General features: G+C 46.9%; 17 protein-coding genes. 8 read left to right on the top strand and 9 right to left on the bottom strand.

All coding sequences use genetic code 11. From position 1 onward, the window contains the following. Positions 1-11 precede the first annotated feature (11 nt). On the bottom strand, positions 12-1286 hold the full coding sequence (locus tag HYN48_RS11030) for an inorganic phosphate transporter (RefSeq protein ID WP_108371678.1): 1275 nt from the start codon (positions 1284-1286) through the stop codon (positions 12-14). 18 nt (positions 1287-1304) lie between these two features. Continuing rightward, positions 1305-1949, bottom strand: a complete 645-nt coding sequence (locus HYN48_RS11025; protein ID WP_108371676.1) for a DUF47 domain-containing protein — start codon at positions 1947-1949, stop codon at positions 1305-1307. A gap of 174 nt (positions 1950-2123) precedes the next feature. On the opposite strand from HYN48_RS11025, the gene HYN48_RS11020 reads away from it, so the two are divergent. From HYN48_RS11020 to HYN48_RS10985, 8 genes are all read left to right on the top strand, one after another. Next, positions 2124-3752, top strand: a complete 1629-nt coding sequence (locus HYN48_RS11020; protein ID WP_108371675.1) for an acyl-CoA carboxylase subunit beta — start codon at positions 2124-2126, stop codon at positions 3750-3752. Between the two features lies 1 nt (position 3753). After that, entirely contained in the window at positions 3754-5385 is a 1632-nt protein-coding gene (locus HYN48_RS11015; RefSeq protein ID WP_108371673.1) for a M1 family metallopeptidase, read from the top strand. Positions 5386-5461: 76 nt separating this feature from the next. Further along, a complete protein-coding gene (locus tag HYN48_RS11010) occupies positions 5462-5860 on the top strand; it encodes a glyoxalase (protein ID WP_108371670.1) in 399 nt (132 codons plus the stop codon). Between the two features lie 191 nt (positions 5861-6051). Beyond that, positions 6052-6765: an esterase family protein gene (locus HYN48_RS11005; protein WP_108371668.1), complete on the top strand. Its 714-nt coding sequence runs from the start codon at positions 6052-6054 to the stop codon at positions 6763-6765. Between the two features lie 21 nt (positions 6766-6786). Continuing rightward, a complete protein-coding gene (locus HYN48_RS11000) occupies positions 6787-7737 on the top strand; it encodes an ATP-grasp domain-containing protein (protein ID WP_108371665.1) in 951 nt (316 codons plus the stop codon). A 75-nt stretch (positions 7738-7812) separates the two neighbouring features. Continuing rightward, positions 7813-8925, top strand: coding sequence for a carboxylate-amine ligase (locus HYN48_RS10995; protein ID WP_108371663.1), 1113 nt, complete (start codon positions 7813-7815; stop codon positions 8923-8925). Between the two features lie 49 nt (positions 8926-8974). Then, the gene (locus HYN48_RS10990) at positions 8975-9805 is read left to right on the top strand and encodes a type 1 glutamine amidotransferase (RefSeq protein WP_108371661.1); all 831 of its coding nucleotides are present in this window, start codon (positions 8975-8977) and stop codon (positions 9803-9805) included. 69 nt (positions 9806-9874) lie between these two features. After that, positions 9875-11071: a hypothetical protein gene (locus tag HYN48_RS10985; protein ID WP_108371659.1), complete on the top strand. Its 1197-nt coding sequence runs from the start codon at positions 9875-9877 to the stop codon at positions 11069-11071. 67 nt (positions 11072-11138) lie between these two features. On the opposite strand, the gene HYN48_RS10980 is transcribed toward HYN48_RS10985, so the two are convergent. From HYN48_RS10980 to HYN48_RS10950, 7 genes are all read right to left on the bottom strand, one after another. Beyond that, positions 11139-12353 carry an ATP-grasp domain-containing protein gene (locus HYN48_RS10980; protein WP_108371657.1) on the bottom strand — a complete coding sequence of 405 codons (1215 nt, stop codon included), beginning with the start codon at positions 12351-12353 and terminating at the stop codon, positions 11139-11141. 2 nt (positions 12354-12355) lie between these two features. Next, a complete protein-coding gene (locus HYN48_RS10975) occupies positions 12356-13786 on the bottom strand; it encodes a leucyl aminopeptidase family protein (protein ID WP_108371655.1) in 1431 nt (476 codons plus the stop codon). Further along, positions 13787-14926 (bottom strand): alpha/beta hydrolase, encoded by a 1140-nt coding sequence (locus HYN48_RS10970; RefSeq protein ID WP_108371653.1) that lies wholly within the window; start codon positions 14924-14926, stop codon positions 13787-13789. Between the two features lie 102 nt (positions 14927-15028). After that, positions 15029-16444, bottom strand: a complete 1416-nt coding sequence (locus tag HYN48_RS10965; protein WP_108373573.1) for a sensor histidine kinase — start codon at positions 16442-16444, stop codon at positions 15029-15031. Position 16445: 1 nt separating this feature from the next. After that, entirely contained in the window at positions 16446-17120 is a 675-nt protein-coding gene (locus HYN48_RS10960) for a response regulator transcription factor (RefSeq protein WP_108371651.1), read from the bottom strand. A gap of 3 nt (positions 17121-17123) precedes the next feature. Further along, a complete protein-coding gene (locus HYN48_RS10955) occupies positions 17124-17558 on the bottom strand; it encodes a thioredoxin family protein (RefSeq protein WP_181248464.1) in 435 nt (144 codons plus the stop codon). A 66-nt stretch (positions 17559-17624) separates the two neighbouring features. Further along, positions 17625-19571 carry an LTA synthase family protein gene (locus tag HYN48_RS10950; RefSeq protein WP_108371646.1) on the bottom strand — a complete coding sequence of 649 codons (1947 nt, stop codon included), beginning with the start codon at positions 19569-19571 and terminating at the stop codon, positions 17625-17627. Positions 19572-19652 lie beyond the last annotated feature (81 nt).

Genomic DNA, 19652 nt, shown 5'->3' with positions numbered 1-19652 from the left:
TTTTGCAATCGTTAGATAAAGATACTGAGCAAGTAGTATACAATCGCGGCCAGAATCGCTGAAATCGGAATGGTGAGGATCCATGCCCAAACCAGACTGACCGTTACGCCCCAGCGCACTGCGGAAATCCTTTTGGTAAGGCCCACCCCGATAATAGAACCGGTGATTGTATGTGTGGTGCTTACGGGAATCTTCAGGTGTTCGGTAAAATACAATGTCAGGGCTCCGGCGGTTTCTGCAGCAACGCCTTCAAATGAGGTTACTTTGGTGATTTTAGACCCCATCGTCTTGACGATTTTCCAGCCGCCGCTCAGGGTTCCGGCTGCAATCGCGGAGTAGCACGCTAACGGGATCCACTCGGGCATATTCGAACCGTTTCCATCCTCATCCGGTAAGATGACATTGAGCCAATCCGGCATTGTTTCGCCCGTATGTGTGTGAACGTAAACCGCTACCGCCGCAGCGATGATTCCCATAACTTTCTGTGAATCGTTACCGCCATGTCCGAGGCTAAAGGCCGCAGACGAAAGCAGCTGCATTTTCTTCAGCCAAAATTCTGACTGTGTATGGTTCAGCCTGCTGAAAAACAGGCAAAAGATACTGATCGTAAAGATGATGAATCCAACAAGGAACCATTTGATGTTGTGCTGTTCGAGTGCCACACTCCAGAAGTGGGAATCGAATCTCGGTTTGTCGATCTTGTCGTAATATTTAATCTGTCCTTCAATAAACCAAAATGTCAGTGCCATTAATCCTACGGTAAACAACTTTGGCAACGCCCGTTTTTTATAGGAATGCAATAGCCAGAGCGAAATCAGGTAAGAGACCAGCGCACCGAGTAAAGGCGCCAGCACGATGAATGCGATAATAATCAGTACGCCCGACGGCAAACCGCCATCCTTTCCTGCCTTGTACCACGATACGACGCCGATTCCGGCGTGCGCAATGGCCGCGCCCGCGAAGCCCCCGATCAGCGTATGGGACGAACTTGACGGAATACCCTGCCACCACGTAAATAAATTCCATATGATGGCCGCAATGACCCCAGCGAGGATCACCGTAAGATTGATTTCCATGGTATTGGCTGTTTTAGCCACGGTGTCGGCGACGCCAAATCCAAAAACCCAGTACGCCAGGAAGTTGAAAAACGCAGCCCATATCACCGCCTGAAAAGGAGTAAGCACCTTTGTAGCCACAACAGTGGCAATGGCGTTAGCGGCATCGTGAAAACCATTGATGTAATCAAAAATAAGGGCTAAAACGATGATGATGATTAATAACGTCATGTGTGTATGGGTCAGTCCTTATGAATGTTTTACCGCGATGGATTCGAGTACGTTTGAAGCGCTCTTACACCGGTCAGCCGCCGATTCCAGTACGGAAAGCACTTCCTTGTATTTGATGATATTCTTTGCGTCGGTTTCATTTTCAAACAGGTCGGCCACGGCTTTATCATAAACCATATCCGATTTATTTTCAAGCTTGTTGATCCGGGCGCAGGCATCGGTAATTTTCTTAATTTTCTTCAGGTCGCGCAGTTCCTTCACCGCAGCGTCAATGTTCTGGCAAGCTTCAAGATTGATCTCGGTGAGTTTGCGGATGGATTTTGTAATTTTCTCTATGTGGTACAAACGCATCCTGCTTGAGGCACCGTAAATATTCCCGGCGATATTGTCAATTGCCTTGGTCAGCGCGTAAATGTCTTCACGGTCAAAAGGCGTAATAAAATTCTTGCTCAGTTCGAGGTTGATTTTCCGGGTGATTTCCTCCCCTGTCTGTTCGAGTTCCTCAATCTTCATGAAATGCTCGTGGCGGTCCGCCGGAGCCATATTGACCACCTCATGCAACGTACTTGCCATCAGGATCATGTTTGAAGTCGCTTTCTCAAATAATGGAAAGAATTTTTTATCTTTCGGGACTAAAAACTGGAAGAAATTATTTATCGTCATAAGATGTTAAATTAACGTTGCAAATGTATCTGGCTAATGTTAAGTTAATGTTAAGTAAACATTAACCATTTAACCGTTTGCCGTTTCGGCTTCATATTGAACCATTCTTTCCAATTCCAATCGTTTTCGTAATTTAGCATACCTTACAATAACACTTCACAAACCAAATTCCTGATGGATATCAATTTCAATAAGAACGAAGACCATAACAGGCTGCTGCTGTCTGATTTAAAGCAGCAACTCGCCAAAGTCAAATTGGGTGGCGGCGAAAAGCGAATCGAAAAATTACACGCCGAGGGCAAGATGACGGCCCGTGAACGCATCGATTACCTCCTCGACGCTAAGGCAAACAACATTGAAATCGCAGCGTTTGCGGGTGATGGCATGTACGCCGAGCATGGCGGATGCCCTTCGGGTGGTGTGGTCGTCAAAATGGGTTACATCAAAGGGAAACAATGCATTGTCGTAGCCAACGATGCGACCGTGAAAGCCGGCGCCTGGTTTCCGATCACCGGAAAGAAAAACCTTCGTGCACAGGAAATCGCCATTGAAAACCGCTTACCTATTATATATCTTGTCGACAGCGCCGGGGTGTATCTGCCGATGCAGGACGAGATTTTTCCGGACAAAGAGCACTTCGGGCGTATATTCCGGAACAATGCCGTGATGAGCAGCATGGGCATCACACAGATTGCAGCCGTTATGGGAAGCTGTGTAGCAGGAGGCGCTTACCTCCCGATTATGAGTGACGAGGCGCTGATTGTCGACAAAACAGGCAGTATTTTCCTTGCGGGAAGTTACCTCGTTAAAGCGGCTATCGGTGAGAGCATAGACAATGAAACACTTGGAGGCGCGACGACACATTGCGAGATTTCAGGCGTAACCGATTACAAGGCGAAAGATGATAAGGATGCTTTGGACAGGATCAAGAATATCGTTTCCAAGATAGGCGATTTTGAAAAAGCGGGTTTCAACCGTGACAAACCTGCAAAACCCGCAAAAGACGAAAACGAGATTTATGGCATTCTGCCCAAGGCACGAAACGAGCAGTACGACATGATGGAGATCATCGAGCGACTGGTGGACAATTCCGAGTTCGAAGCGTACAAGGACGGCTACGGGCAAACCATCATCACGGGGTATGCGCGCATTGACGGCTGGGCGGTAGGGATTGTAGCCAACCAGCGTAAGGTTGTAAAATCCAAAAAAGGGGAAATGCAGTTTGGCGGCGTGATCTACTCCGATTCAGCAGATAAAGCTACGCGCTTTATTGCCAATTGCAACCAGAAGAAAATTCCGTTGGTTTTCATACAGGATGTGACCGGCTTTATGGTGGGTTCAAAATCGGAACATGGCGGTATTATTAAGGATGGGGCGAAGATGGTAAATGCGGTATCCAATTCGGTTGTACCTAAATTTACAGTAATCGTAGGGAATTCTTATGGTGCCGGAAATTATGCCATGTGCGGCAAAGCATACGATCCGAGGTTGATTTTTGCGTGGCCAAGCGCCGAACTGGCCGTCATGGGCGGCACGCAGGCAGCCAAAGTTTTGATGCAGATCGAAGCTTCCTCATTAAAATCAAAAGGGGAAGTCGTGGACGAAAAGAAAGAACAGGAATTGTTCGATAAAATCAAGGCGCGCTATGATGCCCAGGTCTCGCCTTATTACGCAGCTTCAAGGATCTGGACCGACGCCATCATCGACCCGATTGATACACGTACCTGGATTTCCATGGGCATTGAGGCGGCAAATCATGCGCCGATACAAAAACCTTTTAACCTTGGTGTGATCCAGACTTAATATGATGAAGGGATTTGCTGCAGCTTTATTGATGATGGCCGTTGCCAAAGGCTTTTCACAGGAAACCTTTTCGAGAAAAGATTCGCTGCAGGGCGGTATGCGCTCTGAACGCAGCTGTTTCGATATCCGGCGTTACGACATCAATCTACGGGTTATCCCTTCGCAGAAATCCATTCGCGGATTCAACGACATTGCATTCAGGGTTGTAGAAAACACGTCGAGGATCCAGATCGATTTGTTCGGGAATATGCAGGTCGACAGTATTGTCTGGGATTCGAACCGACTCCAATTCAAAAGGGATTTCAACGCAGTCTTCATCGACTTCCCGACACCACTGGCAAAGGATTCGGACCAAAAGATCACTTTCTATTATTCCGGCAACCCGATTGTGGCCCAACGCGCGCCCTGGGACGGCGGATTTGTATTCTCAAAAGACACGGCAGGAAAAGACTGGATCGCTACAGCTGTACAGGGAACGGGGGCCAGCCTGTGGTATCCGTGCAAGGATTCCCAAACGGATGAGCCGGACAACGGCGTAACCATCAAATTAGCTGTTCCCAATGGCCTGATGGGCGTGTCAAACGGGCGGTTTACAGGATCACAGGATTTGAATGACGGATACACGCGCTGGGACTGGGAAGTCAAAAACCCGATCAATACTTACGGGATCTCGCTCAATATCGGCGATTATGTGCATTTCGGCGAAAACTATAAAGGCCTCGACCTGGACTACTATGTGTTGCGCGACAACGAGCAAAAAGCCCGGAAGCAGTTCGAACAGGTCAAGCCGATGATGGACTGCTTCCAGAGTAAATTTGGCCCCTACCCTTTCACGACTGATGGATATAAGCTCGTCGAAACACCTTATCTGGGCATGGAGCACCAAAGCGCCGTGGCATACGGGAATAAGTATAAGTCAGGTTATCTGGGCCGGGATTTGTCTGGCACCGGTATCGGACTTACGTTTGACTTCATCATCATCCATGAAAGCGGTCACGAATGGTTCGGAAACAGCATCACAGCCGCAGACATCGCCGACATGTGGATTCATGAGGGGTTTACCAATTACAGCGAAGCCGTTTATATCGAATGCACGCTTGGCGCTGAAAAAGCGATGGAATACCTGAACGGACTCAAAGCCAATATTGAAAACAAGTCGGCTGTCATAGGGCATTTCGGCGTCAATAACGAAGGCTCGGGCGATATGTATCCGAAAGGTGCCTGGCTTGTGAATACCATCCGGAGCATGGTAAATGATGACGAAAAATGGTGGAAAATGCTTTTGGAGTATTCGACTACCTTTCGCCATAAAATCATTACTACCGAAATGGTCGAACAGTTTTTCAGCCAGAAAAGCGGTTTTAACCTGAAACCCGTTTTTGACCAGTACCTGCGCTATACCAAATATCCGATACTGCAACTGCGCAAACACCGCAATAGGCTGCAATACCGCTGGCAGACGGATGTCAGCGATTTCGAGATGCCATTTGAACTGAAATTTAACGACAGCGGGAAGACCATCCGGATTGAAGGAAGCAACCGCTGGACGACATCCAAATTCAGGATTCATACAATCGATAGCGTCAGTATTCCCACTGAGCGTTTTCTCATTACCGTCAATCGCCTCGACTGACGGTTGATAAGTTATTCATAACTACGGATTTTTGGTTTTCGCCGCTGCTTCATTAATTCCTAACTTTAAAAGAAAAATGAGCGCAAGAGACCAATTCCTGACCGCATTCCGGGGTGAAATGCAGGGAACCGTAAACGCACAATCATCGGCCGATGAATTTTTCCAGAACGAAACCCTCCGGCCGGTATTGAAGCTTCAGAATGATTTATTCATCGAGGTGTTCAGGAACTACATCGCCAAAAGCAAAACCGACTTCTATCATTTTAACGTCGAAAAAAAACTTCATTTTATCGAGCACAGCATACAGCGGGACATCAAATTCCGGAACGCGCTCAAGGGAATGGTCATTGCGCTGTTTACCGTTGAGGAGTATACGCGATACATCCGCAATTCATCTGATTTGAATAAGCGCATGATGTCAATGCTCATCGACCGACTGAAAAGCCAGGTGCAGCTTTTTGAATTGCAGCTGTGAGCTACACTAAGGCGCAGTTGCTTCTTTTTTTATTGCCGAAACTTTAAATCGAAGTTGATTTTTCCCGTTTAAATGGAATTTTACTAATCTTTCATAAATATTAATCCGATTGTGATAATAATCGTTTGGCATTAGTGAAAACGTTATGATTCTTATTTATTTTCACTATAATTGTTAAACAAAACACTTATATGAAAGAAGAATATTTTAAATGGTATTCGCCCAATCTGAGCCGCGACATCGAGATGCTTGTTTTCGGGCATGCGGGCTATCCGGTGATCCTCTTTCCGACGTCAATGGGCAGCTACCATGAAAACCGCGACCAGGGCCTCATTGAATCTGCGCGTTGGTATATCGAACAGGGGCTCATCCAGATTTTCTGCCCGGGCAGTATCGATAAGGACAGTTTCTACAACAAAAAGATCCACCCGGTACACCGCATCCAGAACCACGGCTGGTATGATAAAATGATTTGCCACGAAATCGTCGAGCGGGTGAGGAACAACACGCCGTCAGGCAAGGTCGTGACGGCGGGTTGCAGCTTCGGCGGATACCATGCGGCCAATTTTGCCTTCAGGCATCCGGGTTATGTGAGCCATATGTTCTCTATGAGCGGTGCCTTCAGCATTAAAAGTTTTATGGACGGTTTTCACAATGACGACGTGTTTTTCAATAGTCCTGAAGACTACCTGTACGGACTTAACGACCACGAGTTATGGAACATGGACATCGTATTGGGGACATCAAACTTGGATGTCTGCCTCGATTCAAACCTGCAACTGAGTAAGGTCCTGAGCAGCCGCGAAGTCGACCACTGGCTCGATATCCGTCGCGACAGGCAACATGACTGGCCGGTCTGGCGCGAGATGTTTCCGCATTATTTATCAAGAATCAAATTTACATAACATAAATCAGGACAGATTACCATGAAAAAAATCGGGATTTTATTCGGGATGGAAGATACCTTCCCGCAAGCATTCATTGACAGGGTGAATTCGAAAGCTGAAAAAAATATCGTGGCCGAAGCGGTTTCCATCGACAAGGTGGTACAGAACAAGGGCGGCGAATATGCGGTAATTATCGACCGTATCTCACAGGACGTCCCTTTTTACAGGGCCTATCTTAAGAATGCGGCGCTGACAGGCACGAATGTCATCAACAACCCTTTTTGGTGGAGTGCCGATGACAAGTTCTTTAACAACTGCCTTGCTGATACACTGGGCGTACCCTTGCCAAACACGGTAATTTTGCCGTCTGCGGAGCACCCGACAGACACTACGGCAAAATCATTCCGGAACCTTGCTTACCCTATGGATTGGGAAAGCATATTCAACTACATCGGTTTTCCGGCTTACATGAAACCATACGCGGGCGGCGGATGGAAAAACGTATACCGCCTCGAAAATAAGGACGAGTTTTGGGAAAAGCATCGTGAAACCGGCCAGCTCGTGATGTTATTACAGGAAGAGATTGTGTTCGAATCCTATTTCCGGGTGTACTGCCTTGGTAGGAAAGCGGTGCGGATCATGCCGTACGAACCGAGAAACCCGCACCATCTGCGCTACGTTGTCGACAATCCGGTAACCGATAAGAAACTGCTCGCAACCATAAAAGACTACACATTGAGGCTGTGCAACGGATTAGGCTATGATTTCAATACAGTTGAGTTTGCCGTACGTGACGGGATTCCATATGCGATTGATTTCGGAAACCCGGCGCCCGATGCCGAATACACTTCAGTAGGCCAGGAAAATTTCGAATGGGTTGTTGAAGAAGCCGCTAAAATGGCGATTGCGGCAGCCAAAAAACACAAAGACGGCCAGATGAATCTCACCTGGGGCACCTTTATAAAAGACGCTGCGGCTGCGGCAAAATAAGTTGAGAAAACCGGCAGGCAAGGAATTGGAATCCCAGATTTTATCAATTAAAATGATTCATTTACAACACATCTAATGAAAGCAAAACTACCCGTTTTTACGCTTGGGGTTGAAGAAGAATACCAGATTATCGATCCTGAATCGAGGGATTTACGCTCGCATCTCTCGAAAATCGTCGACGGTGCCAAAATCATCCTTAACGAGCAGGTCAAGGCAGAAATGCACCAATCGGTTGTGGAGGTGGGAACAAACATCTGTAAAACCGTCCAGGAAGCCAGGGAAGAAATCCTGCACCTGCGTGGAAAGATTGTTGAACTGGCGCACAAGCAAAATCTTGTGGTCGGTGGGGCGGGGACACACCCGTTTTCGCGTTGGCAGGACCAGCCGATTACTGACGATCCACGTTACCATAACATCGTCAACGAACTGCAGGACGCCGCACGCTCCAACCTGATTTTCGGTATGCATTGCCATGTGGGCATTGCCAACCGCGAAATCGGCCTGCAACTGATGAACCAGGCATGTTATTTCCTGCCGCATATTTTTGCGCTTTCCACAAATTCGCCGTTTTGGGAAGGACGAAAGACCGGCTACAAGTCATTCCGAACCAAGGTATTTGACAAGTTCCCGCGTACGGGTCTTCCGGAATATTTCGATTCGGTGTCGGCTTACGACAACTACCTTGAAACGCTGGTCAAGACCAATTGTATTGACAATCCAAAGAAAATCTGGTGGGATTTACGGCTGCATCCTTTCTATGACACGATCGAGTTCCGCATCTGCGACATGAGCCTGACCGTTGAGGAGACTATGTGCATCGTCGCGCTGATACAGGCCATCGTGGCAAAGCTTTACAAATTGACGATGCAGAACACGAGTTTCAATATTTACCGATTGGCGCTGATCCGTGAGAATAAGTTCCGTGCAGCGCGCTATGGAATTGACAACCATATGATTGACTTCGGGCTGCAGAAAGAAGTGGAAACGAAAATGCTGATACAGGAACTACTCGAGTTCGTCGATGACGTCGTCGATGAGCTGGGTTCGCGCGAAGACATCCAATATGTTCACCAGATTATGGCCAATGGTACCGGCGCCGATAAGCAGCTTGCCGTTTTCGAGCAACATCATGGAGATCTCACGAAAGTGGTCGATTTTATTACCTCGGAATTTACAAAAGGATTGTAGCCATATTCATATCTTTGCAATTATTTGACCATTTCATAACAGAGGAAGCATGACGGACCAGACCATCAAAATTGCCATATTGGATATGTATAACGGCGAGCCCAACCAGGGAATGCGCTGCATTATCGACATCATCAGCCGCTTCAGTAATATTGTCACTTTTAAGGTTTTCGATGTACGTGGAAAATGTGAAATCCCCGACGTCAGGAAATTTGATATTTATATTTCGACGGGCGGACCCGGAAATCCTTTGGAAGGAGACGGAATCTGGGACAGGAAATACTACGAACTGATTGACGCACTGACACTTTGGAACAAGGAAAATGATGTAAAAAAACACGTGTTGTTCGTTTGCCATTCGTTCCAGATGGCATGCAAGCACTTCAAACTCGCGGAAATCACGAAGCGAAAATCAACGTCATTCGGTATCATGTCAGTGCATAAAACCCAGGACGGCATTGATGATCCGCTTTTTGATGGTTTGCCGAACCCCTATTATGCCGTCGATTCCAGGGATTACCAGGTCGTTCAACCCAAACTAGAGGTATTCTCTGAAAACGGCGCGCAGATTCTTTCGCTTGAAAAGATCCGCGACCATGTGGATTATGAAAGGGCCATCATGGCAGTACGGTTTACGCCTTATTTTGTTGGGACGCAATTCCATCCTGAAGCCGATCCGATCAGTTACATATCCAATCTCAAAAGCAGGGAACGCCGTGAAAAAATCATCGCGCTCAAAGGCAAAACGAAGTTTCGCGACATGCTCGAGGATTTACTGGATGAGGATAAGATCTACAAGACAAACGAGACTGTTATCCCTAATTTCCTGAGGATGGCAATCAATGATTTGATGCGCAACAAGAAGATACTTTCTAACTAGGCGCAGGCTCCAGAATGCGTATAATGTCATTGTTGCAAAAATCTAATACCTGACCCTGAACTTTTCAATATGATTCCAAAGTACCGCAAAGCATTTAACGAAGCCTTTTCAGTTGAAAAATACCAGGCATTCCAGGAAGATATTGCTGCCGATTTTAGTTACATGCCCACCTTCCGCATGGCAGAAACGCCGTTTTTTATCTCGGACGACCTGAAGGCGCAGCTCCTCGAAGGTTGTGATGAGGTAATCAGGCTCATTCAGCGTGACGATTTTAAGAAACTGACCGAAAAGGCATTGGAATTGAATATGAAAGTGCCAAACGAAGACGAACATACCACATTCCTGGCAATTGATTTCGGGATTTGTGAAGAGGACGGCGAAGTCGTGCCAAAACTTATTGAAGTGCAGGGCTTCCCATCTTTATTCAATTACCAGCCGGCGCTGTATCAGAAATTCGTCAATCATTATCCTTTCCTTACTGAATTGACACCGTTTCTCAATGGACTCTCACACACCGATTATCAAAAAGTTCTGGACGACGTCATCCTAAATGGGCATCCAAAGGAAAACGTGATTTTACTTGAAATTGAACCGGAAAAACAAAATACAAAAATCGACTTTTATTATTGCCGGCGCGACCTGGGCATTCCAATCGTCTGTGTCACCGATTTGATTAAGGAAGGGCGCCAACTTTTCTACGTGAGTGATTCAGGTGAAAAAATTCAGGTGAAAAGGATTTACAATCGTGTAATCTTTGACGAATTGGAATCGCGGAAGGACCTGGCAATGAAGTTTAGTTTCTCTGATGATCTGGACATTGAATGGGCCGGCCATCCGAATTGGTTTTTCCGAATCAGCAAATTCATATTGCCATTACTGAAGGGAAAATATTTCATTGAAACTACTTTACTCAGCGATTTAAAAGAAATACCACAGGACCTTGAAAATTACGTTCTTAAGCCGTTGTTTTCCTTTTCCGGCAGCGGGGTGATTTTCCATGTGAAAAAGGAAGACATCGAAACAGTCGTCGAGAAAGACCTGTACATCTTACAGAGAAAAGTCAATTATATCCCCATCATTCAGTCGCCCGATGGCAAGGTAAAAACAGAAGTCCGCATGCTGTATGTCTGGAAAAAAGGCGACCCCGCCCCTACACCATTATGCAATCTCGCCCGGCTGAGCCGTGGTGAAATGATCGGTGTTAAATTCAACAAGGATAAGGACTGGGTTGGCGGCAGCATCGGCCTGTTCGAAAAAGACAGCTGATCGGGTTGATTTCGAATGAATGTACAGACGAGGCGTCTATTAAAAAAACGCCAAGAATTTCCCGCGATTAATGCAGTTTCTTAATTTCGGCCTGTGCCGCCACTGCTGCGTAGTCGTGTACAAGCCTGTCCGCATAGTCGTCCAGTAATTCCAGCACGCGGTTCGGCTTATCCGAATTCACAATCAGTCCGGCATGGTATTCCAAAGGCACCTGGAAACATACTTCCTCGTCGGAGAATGGCGATAAGTCGGGTTTTTCAAATTTGGACAATGTCAATACAATACCCGCATATTCCTTACGTACCTTCGGGAGCTTGTAAGCGGTTTCCCTAACCAGTGCATCTTCAATTTTCGCCCATTCCTTCCACAGGTTGATTCCGGATGCAGCCGCCACCATTTCGGCAAGGTGCGCTCCTCCAACCCTTGAGGACGTCTCCAGGAAGTAAATTTTTCCGTCATCTTTGCATTTGATGTATTCCGAATGCGCCGCACCATGTTTCAGGCCAAAGCCTTTAATCACCTGCTCATTGCACTTTTTTATCGCTTTATCATCCTCTGATCCATAGACAATATTGGCACTGCGGAAAATCCCGCCGCCCTGCGAAATCTCCATCGGGGTAGCCAGGTATTTGGAGGTCATACTGAACACAATCTTACCGTTTACAATCAGGCTGTCGCAATGGTACACGTCGCCCGGGCGAAACTGCTCTACAAGATATTTGAAACGGTTATTGCCCATCTCATTGATATGCATCCAAAGGGACTCCTTGTCATGAATCTTGATAATCCCTGAAGCGGAAGCTTCTGAACGCGGTTTCAACACCCATGGCGGCGCCACCGTATCGGCGAAGGTATTGATGTCATGGTCGTTAAACAGTGAACAGAAATTCGGATTCGAGATCCCGCAGCTTTTGGCACGCATGCGCATGGCGAGCTTGTCACGGAAATACCGGCCTGTGGTTTGCCCCATTCCCTGGATCCTCAGGTGTTCCCGCAGGTACGTCGCTTTTTCGACATCGAAATCGTCAAGCGCAACAATACCGTCAATTTTGTTGCTTTTCATCAGGCCCTGTACGCCCAGGAGCAAGTGTTCCATGTTCCAGTCCGTATCCTGGCCGTCCATATAAAACACTTCGTCAAGGTGTTCAAAGGGCCATGGCTTGTCGCGGAGTTTATCCGATGTTACCAGGAAAACCGTGTTGCCAAGCTGCTTCAGCTCAATCATAAAATCGGATCCCTTGAAATAATTGGAAATGCAAATGAAGGTCCTGTTGTCAGCCATAACTATAGATTTTCAATAAATTTAGTCAATAATTGCACGCCAAATGCGGTAGCATGTTTCGTTTTCGCAAATTCGTCATCCCCGAATGCCACACCCGCAACGTCTAGGTGCGCCCAGGCCGTATGGCCTGCCGTAAAAAATTCAAGGAATTTTGCCGCACTGATCGCCCCTGCAACAGGCTTTCCGCTGAAATTCTTCACATCAGCAACCTCACTTTCAATATCCTGCCTGTAGGCTTCCCAAAGCGGTAACGGCCAGACACGTTCGCCAACGTCATCACCTGCCTGCTGCAATTGTTTGGATAAGGACTCATTGTTCGTAAACAGCGCGCCGCATTCATACCCGAAAGTTGCTACGCTGCTTCCGGTTAAGGTGGCGATGTCGACAATGTAGTCAGGTTTATAGTTCTTTGTGAGGTACGACAATCCGTCGGCGAGAATCAGCCGTCCTTCGGCATCGGTATCAATGATTTCAATGCTGTGCCCACTGTAACTCCTGATTACATCGGCCGGCAAAAATGACATATTTCCGACCGCATTTTCGCACGCGGGTACGATTGCCGTAACTTTGGCGTCAAGCTTCAGGTCGGAAACCAGCTGCATGGCGCCCAAGACAGCTGCGCCACCCGCCATGTCGGATTTCATATGCAGCATCCCGGCTGTTTTGATATTGAGTCCGCCGGTATCGAAAGTGATTCCCTTGCCCACCAGTCCGATATGCTTCATGCCGTTAGTCAGGTTGTCCGGCGTGTATTCCATAATAATGAACTGCGGCTCCCTTGCACTGCCCTGCGCCACGGCTAAAAACGCATCCAGCCCAAGTTGGACGCAGGTTTGCCGATCGAATACAGTAGTCTTGAACCCGTACTTCTCTCCGGCCTCCATGGCCCATTTGGCCAGGTATTGCGGCGTGGCGACGTTCGGGGGCAGGTCTACCAAACGCAGCGTTTCAAGTTTTGCTTTCGCAATCCTGAACGCCCTGTCTGCCGTTTCCGTATAATTGCCTTTTGCCAATAGCGCCAGTTCAAAACCTTCTCTGAGAAATGGGTGGCTGTCGGTTTTTTTAAAATGCCCGATTTCGTATGTCCCGGCCAGCAATCCGGAGAAAGCGGCTTCTGCGAGTCCGGCCTGAAATCCGTCGGGAAGCACCAGCGCGGTGTTTGTGTTGAAATGTTCCTTATTCCTTAACGATATACGCCGGAACATCGTAAAAACCGATTTGTAATCAGGCGTTTTACCCAAGCCGATGAAGAGGTGCAGGCAGTCGTATTTATCCGAATGATATGACGTATCCTTTTTTCCGTAGAACACCTTTGACGAAACCGAAACGCCTTGAAATTCAATTGGAACGAGGCTTTTTACATGGGTCTCAAAAACGGGAATCAAAATCGTTCCTTTAAAATCAGCCAGTTCGTGTACAGTAATTATTTTCATTTAATTGTCTTTGGTGTTAAAAAAAAGCCATTCCATCGCTTTCGGGAATTCGTCGCTCCAATACCGCTCGTTGTGTTGGCCTTCCATATTAATACTGAGGCGGATTTTCATCTTATCAGCGACAAATCCGTTCTTAATCATATTGTCTTTAAACTTCTTAACCTGACCGATCATGGTCTTGCTTTCGTCGCCGCCCGCATAGAGGTAAATCTTGGTGTCGCCGGGTTCATCAAGATTCATATTCATAAAATCCATCTTTGGAACCACCCAGAGCGATGGTGAAAAAATCATCAGTTTGCCATACACTTCCGGATACATCAGTCCGCTGAAAATGCTTACGAGCCCGCCCATCGAGCTCCCGCCGATGCCCGTGTGTTCCCTTTCCGGCTTCGTCCTGAATTTGCCGTCGACAAAGGGCTTCAGCGTATCGGTAATAAACCGGATGTATTTTTTTCCCTCACCGGCACCCAAAACGGTCCGGCCCACGTTGTATTCCTTTATTCGATCCTGCTCGGCGTGTTCAATAGCGATAATGATGATTTTACCGATTTTATATTCGGACATCACCGCGAGTTTCTTGTCAATTTCCCAATTGCCGTATTGTGCTTGTTCGTTAAAAAGATTCTGGGCATCCTGCAGGTACATTACCGGATAGCGTTCGCCCGAACTGTCATAATCATGAGGCAATAATGCCCAGATCCGACGCTTCCTGTTGAGCTGCGGCATGTCGAATCCTTCTGAAATCAGCTGGATTTGCGGAAGGAAATTCGGTTTGAAGGGCAGCCAGTTCCGACGCCACTTTGCGACATGTTCACGGCGCAAACCCTGTGTTTGTGTGCAGGAACGGTTTTCGGTCCGGTTTCCGGACTGGTCAATTTCGACAGCACTCCAATCGCCTTTGGTAAACTTGTAAAGCAGCTCGTTGGGATACACGAAATCTTCGGGGAATCTAAAATGGTACAGGCCATTGCCGACTTTGTCCATCTCAAATTTGCGGTCCTGCGTGTGCCATTCATTGAAATTGCCCGACAGGTATACAGGCCTTTCGTCATCGTCATCGGTGGTCAACAGGATGTTAAGCTGAGGCTCCTCAGGCCCCGGTTCGCGGAAATGTAAATTGATGTTGGCGTTGGAAATCATAAAGCAAAAACTGGCTTCGTTTAAAAAGTAAATATAGGTTTTTGGTTTTTCAATTAAAAACAAACAGGCGGCGAATAGACGACATTTTAATACTTAGGGTGATCAGGAACCCTCAGAAATGCCTGACGGTGCGTCGTCATCCTTAAACAGCAGCGCCACAGTCGTTCCCTGTTTTTCTGAACTTTGGATATCGATGGATACGCCAAGCAATTCGCAGAGTTTTTTTACAATCGACAAACCGATGCCTGTGCCCTTTACGTCCGAAAACTTGTTTGATTTGGCACGGTAAAACTGTTTGTAAATGTCCTGCAATTCCTGCTTAGAGATACCGATCCCAAAATCAGTGATGCGGCAAATCACATAGCCGTTTTCGTTAAAAATGTGAATGTCGACCACGCCGCCCACTTCTGAGTATTTAATGGCGTTTGACAGGATATTTTCAATAATTATAGACGCTTTGTAGGCATCAGTGGTCACCGGGAAAAGCTCATCGAACTTAAAATTGATGACGCTCCTACGGCTTTTTATCAAGGGTGACAGGCGTTCAAGTGACTCGAGAATAATCTCATTCAGCGCGATTTTTTGTTTCTGGAGCACAATCTGGCTGTTTTCGAAACGCGCCAGTAAAAGCAACTGGTCTACCAGGTTATTCATGCGGTTGATTTCGGAAATGCAATAGTTTATCGTTTTTTCATATTCCTCTTTTTCACGGGGTTTACGGATCAACACCTCTAAATTTCCTTTAATTACAGCCAATGGCGTCCGGAGTTCGTGCGAAGCATCGGATGTAAACTGTTTCTCGCGATCCACGGCGGTTTCAATGCGTTCGAGCAGGCTGTTTATCGTTTCGGATAATACAAACAATTCGTCACGGTTCGGCGGCAGGTTAATCCTTAAATTAAGATTTTGCCGCGAAATCTGGCTCGCGGTTTCGGTAATGCGTATGATAGGGCGAATGCTACGGCCAGCGATGTACCGAATGATGAAAAACAGCAGTGGAAGCACAAGAATAGCGGAGATAATCAAAACCAGCATTAAATTGTCCAGTACGACATTCTCTTCTTCCAGAGACATGGCAATCGAGAGGTAACCCTTAATGCTGTCATTTCTAACAATCGGGACCTGGACCTGACGTATGGATTGCCGGTGCAAGGTGGTATCCACAAAATGCTTTTTATGGATATTCCGATAAAAATGCAGGTTGTCCTTTTTAAGATTTGGAGATTTCTCGACGGGAATGCCGTCGGGTTTATAAATTTCGACAAAAACGGGATCGATGGTTAGCCGGTTGTGTTCGCGTTCTTTCCATTCTTCCACATCAATCCATTTGAAAATATCCTTATCGAAATCCATTTCCGAAAAATGGAGCGCGATTTCGTGTTCGATGTCTGAATTGACGTCGCGGTACACGTTGTATTTGACGATGGCATAAATCACGGCAAATACGCCGAACATCACCAATGCCGTCGTGATCATGAAGTTGAAAGCCAGTCGGTTTTTAAACGAAAGTTGGAACATATCAGCCGATTTCATCCGCAATATAGCCTATTCCGCGGATGGTCCTGATATAATCTTCATCTTTTTTAAGGTTGAGCTTCTTGCGCAGGGAATTCATAAAAACATCGATGACGCCGGTGTCATATTCGAAACTGATATTCCAAACGTCTTCAATAATCTGCGTCCTGGTGCAGATCCGGCCCTTGTTTTTTACGAGATATTCCAGCAAGGAAAATTCCTTTTGCGTGAGTGCCACCTCGTGTCCTGCACGGAACACCTTATGTGCCAGTTTATTAATGCTGATGTCGCCCAGCTGGTATTCGTTTACTTCACCTTCCGTGTGACGAAGCTGCACCCTGATCCTTTCGAGCAGTTCCTCAAAATGGAATGGTTTCTTAATATAATCATTGGCGCCCGAGCGCAATCCGGCAATCGTTTCCTGAATGGTGTCTTTCGCGGTGATGAAAATAATCGGTGTGGTTTTATCCTGTTCCCTGACGCGGGTACAGATGTCGAGACCGCTAAGTCCCGGCAGCATCCAGTCGAGCAGCAGCAAATCGTAGGAGTGCGACAGTGCGCGCTTGAGGCCTTCATTGCCGGTAGCCGCAATATCAATCGCATAGCCTTCTTCTTCGAGCCCTTTCTTCAGGAAGCCCGAAATTCCGGGTTCATCTTCGACAATGAGTATCTTCGTCATAAATTAAAATTTTCGCAGCATGCTGATAAACTGCGTGGGCGTTTCTTCCTTATATACGCCGGTTTTTCCGCGGACTTTCGAATCCTTGCTGAGCACGACGACTAACGGGAAAAAACCGTCCTTGTTATATTTTTCAATGATCAGCAGGTTCTTTTCAATCATGCTGTCGGTCAGTTCTTCGGTAGGCTTTTGCGAGAAGTCAATCCTCACCGGTATGTAATTTTCTTTGGCGAAAGCCTGAAATTCTTCGCTACTGAAAATATTCTTATCGAGCTTGTCACAATTCTCGCACTGTTCTGACACCGTAAAAAACAGCAACACGTCCTTGTTTGCCACGGCCGCTTCCCTGAGTGCCTTGTCGATATCGGTTTTCCAATGCAATTGTTGGCTTTGGGCGAAGTTGCCCACCATCAGGACTGCGAATATTAGGCTTTTCATAAGCATCGATTTTCTGCTAAATATCCATAAAAAATTCCCGATTCGCAACCAAAAAACAGGGCACTTTTATTTCAGGCGATGGTTTGTAAACAAATAATCCGCTGTTTGGTAAAACGAAATGGTTTCTGTCAGAAATCCTTTATCCATGGGCAAAGGTTCCAGCGCATTGGTGTTTTTATCCCAGGTATAAAAATGTTGCACTTTCTGGTCCGATAAAATCATGGCCTTGTTTTTTTTCACTAAGGCAAGCTTGCGGTAAGTCCCGGAGAAGAAACGCTCCTCAAAGCCATTTTCGAGTACGTCCTTGCCATAGAAATCAGAGTCGTATGACCAACCGAATAACCCGAAAAGCGTCGGGAAAATATCAATCTGCGAGCACTGCGTCTCCACTTTCCGCGTTGTTCCCGCATTGATGATAAATGCCGGAATATGGTAATTGGCCAGATCAATCTCGTCTTTTCCGGCGCTGCTCGCACAATGGTCCGCAATTATCACAAACACGGTATTCCTGAACCAGGGCTTGCGGCTTGCCTTACGGAAAAGTTGCCTCAAAGCATAATCGGTATACTTTACGGCGCCTTCCCTGCTCTTGCCTGACGGGATGTCTATTTTTCCTGAAGGGTATGTGTATGGCCTGTGGTTTGAGGTGGTCATGATGAAATTGAAAAAAGGCTTGCCCGACCGGTATTGCGCATCCGCGACGCCGAGCATTTTATTGAAAATGTCTTCGTCACAAATGCCCCAGGCGTTTTCAAAAGTCACCTCACTGTCGGCAATATTGTGGCGCGTCGTCCTGATGTCGTCACTCAGTACGCTGCCCCGGCCGCGATCATAGATCGTAAAGCCATTGCCGCCAAAGAAACTGTTCATATTGTCGAAGTAACCATCGCCGCCATAAAAGAAATTGCAATCATACCGGCGGTTCCTGAATACCGAAGCGACAGTATATAGGTTGTGGTTGTCGGGTCTTTTAACGATACTTTGTCCCGGCGTGGGCGGAATGCTCAGCGTGACGGCTTCCATCCCGCGAACTGTGCGGGTGCCGGTGGCATAGAGGTTCTCAAAGCAAACGGATTGTTGCGCGATGCTGTCCATAAACGGCGTGATGTGTTCCGTGTTGCCAAATTCACCAAGGAACTTTGCGCTCAGGCTTTCCACCAGGATGAAAACTACGTTCTTGTTTTCCATACCATCGCCTGTCAGTGTTCGATGCACGCTGTATTTGTCGGTGACGAAAGTAGCGTTGGGGGAGCCAAGTTTCTGCCGGACCAGATCGAATGCAGCGTCATTGCCTGTTGACGAATAGAATTCGGTGTATTTCATCTGGTTGTTCCGGAAAGCGGCAAAAAACGAATATATGCCGGATTTTGAGATTTCGGAATTGTAACGGTTTGATGACCATTCCGCCTGGTTGTTTGTAATGCCAAGCGAAAACACCAAAGCAATCCCGACCGTGATGGCAAGCGCGATGACCCTTTTTTTCAACGCAAGTGCATGAGAGAACGTGTCGCGGAAGACCTGCCTTTTGTAAAACACAAAAACAATCAGCCCTGTGATCAGCAAAACGCCGCCGATCAAAACGGGCAATGGGTAAGATTCCTTGATATTTGCCACAACTTCGTGGGTATAGATCAGGTAATCGACTGCAATAAAATTAAAACGGGTTCGGAATTCATCCCAGAAAGTGATTTCAGCGAAAAACGTCAGCACGAGGATGAACAGCATCAGGACCGTAAAGAAATACGTTACGATCTTGTCGAACCAGCTTCCGATGAGGCGGTTGGGTAAAATCGAAAAGTACAGCACTGCCGGCAACAATACAAATGAGACCGTACCGATATCAAAGAAAATACCGGTAAACAGCGTGCGGAACACATCGAGGATATTCCATGATATTTCGTCATGCTGCCATATCATGAAGGTGACGCGCAGCAGCAACGAAGCGGCCAGGAACCACACAGCCAGCGCAGTAAGTAAGGCAAATCTTTTCCGGGGAAGGAATTTAGTCAGCATATATCTCTTTTTGCAAAAATCGGTTACCGCACAATTGAAGCGCTTAAGGTTGACTTAAAACAAACTTAAGATTTCCTTAAG

This window comes from Flavobacterium magnum, from assembly GCF_003055625.1.
In the GTDB taxonomy this organism is placed as follows: Bacteria; Bacteroidota; Bacteroidia; order Flavobacteriales; family Flavobacteriaceae; genus Flavobacterium; species Flavobacterium magnum.
This window is presented reverse-complemented; position numbering and strand designations above follow the sequence as displayed.

Excerpts from the sequence above, each read along its gene's own strand:
- HYN48_RS11030 (WP_108371678.1), bottom strand. The coding sequence starts at position 1,286 with ATGACGTTATTAATCATCATCATCGTTTTAGCCCTTATTTTTGATTAC.
- HYN48_RS11025 (WP_108371676.1), bottom strand. The coding sequence starts at position 1,949 with ATGACGATAAATAATTTCTTCCAGTTTTTAGTCCCGAAAGATAAAAAA.
- HYN48_RS11020 (WP_108371675.1), top strand. The coding sequence starts at position 2,124 with ATGGATATCAATTTCAATAAGAACGAAGACCATAACAGGCTGCTGCTG.
- HYN48_RS11015 (WP_108371673.1), top strand. The coding sequence starts at position 3,754 with ATGATGAAGGGATTTGCTGCAGCTTTATTGATGATGGCCGTTGCCAAA.
- HYN48_RS11010 (WP_108371670.1), top strand. The coding sequence starts at position 5,462 with ATGAGCGCAAGAGACCAATTCCTGACCGCATTCCGGGGTGAAATGCAG.
- HYN48_RS11005 (WP_108371668.1), top strand. The coding sequence starts at position 6,052 with ATGAAAGAAGAATATTTTAAATGGTATTCGCCCAATCTGAGCCGCGAC.
- HYN48_RS11000 (WP_108371665.1), top strand. The coding sequence starts at position 6,787 with ATGAAAAAAATCGGGATTTTATTCGGGATGGAAGATACCTTCCCGCAA.
- HYN48_RS10995 (WP_108371663.1), top strand. The coding sequence starts at position 7,813 with ATGAAAGCAAAACTACCCGTTTTTACGCTTGGGGTTGAAGAAGAATAC.
- HYN48_RS10990 (WP_108371661.1), top strand. The coding sequence starts at position 8,975 with ATGACGGACCAGACCATCAAAATTGCCATATTGGATATGTATAACGGC.
- HYN48_RS10985 (WP_108371659.1), top strand. The coding sequence starts at position 9,875 with ATGATTCCAAAGTACCGCAAAGCATTTAACGAAGCCTTTTCAGTTGAA.
- HYN48_RS10980 (WP_108371657.1), bottom strand. The coding sequence starts at position 12,353 with ATGGCTGACAACAGGACCTTCATTTGCATTTCCAATTATTTCAAGGGA.
- HYN48_RS10975 (WP_108371655.1), bottom strand. The coding sequence starts at position 13,786 with ATGAAAATAATTACTGTACACGAACTGGCTGATTTTAAAGGAACGATT.
- HYN48_RS10970 (WP_108371653.1), bottom strand. The coding sequence starts at position 14,926 with ATGATTTCCAACGCCAACATCAATTTACATTTCCGCGAACCGGGGCCT.
- HYN48_RS10965 (WP_108373573.1), bottom strand. The coding sequence starts at position 16,444 with ATGTTCCAACTTTCGTTTAAAAACCGACTGGCTTTCAACTTCATGATC.
- HYN48_RS10960 (WP_108371651.1), bottom strand. The coding sequence starts at position 17,120 with ATGACGAAGATACTCATTGTCGAAGATGAACCCGGAATTTCGGGCTTC.
- HYN48_RS10955 (WP_181248464.1), bottom strand. The coding sequence starts at position 17,558 with ATGAAAAGCCTAATATTCGCAGTCCTGATGGTGGGCAACTTCGCCCAA.
- HYN48_RS10950 (WP_108371646.1), bottom strand. The coding sequence starts at position 19,571 with ATGCTGACTAAATTCCTTCCCCGGAAAAGATTTGCCTTACTTACTGCG.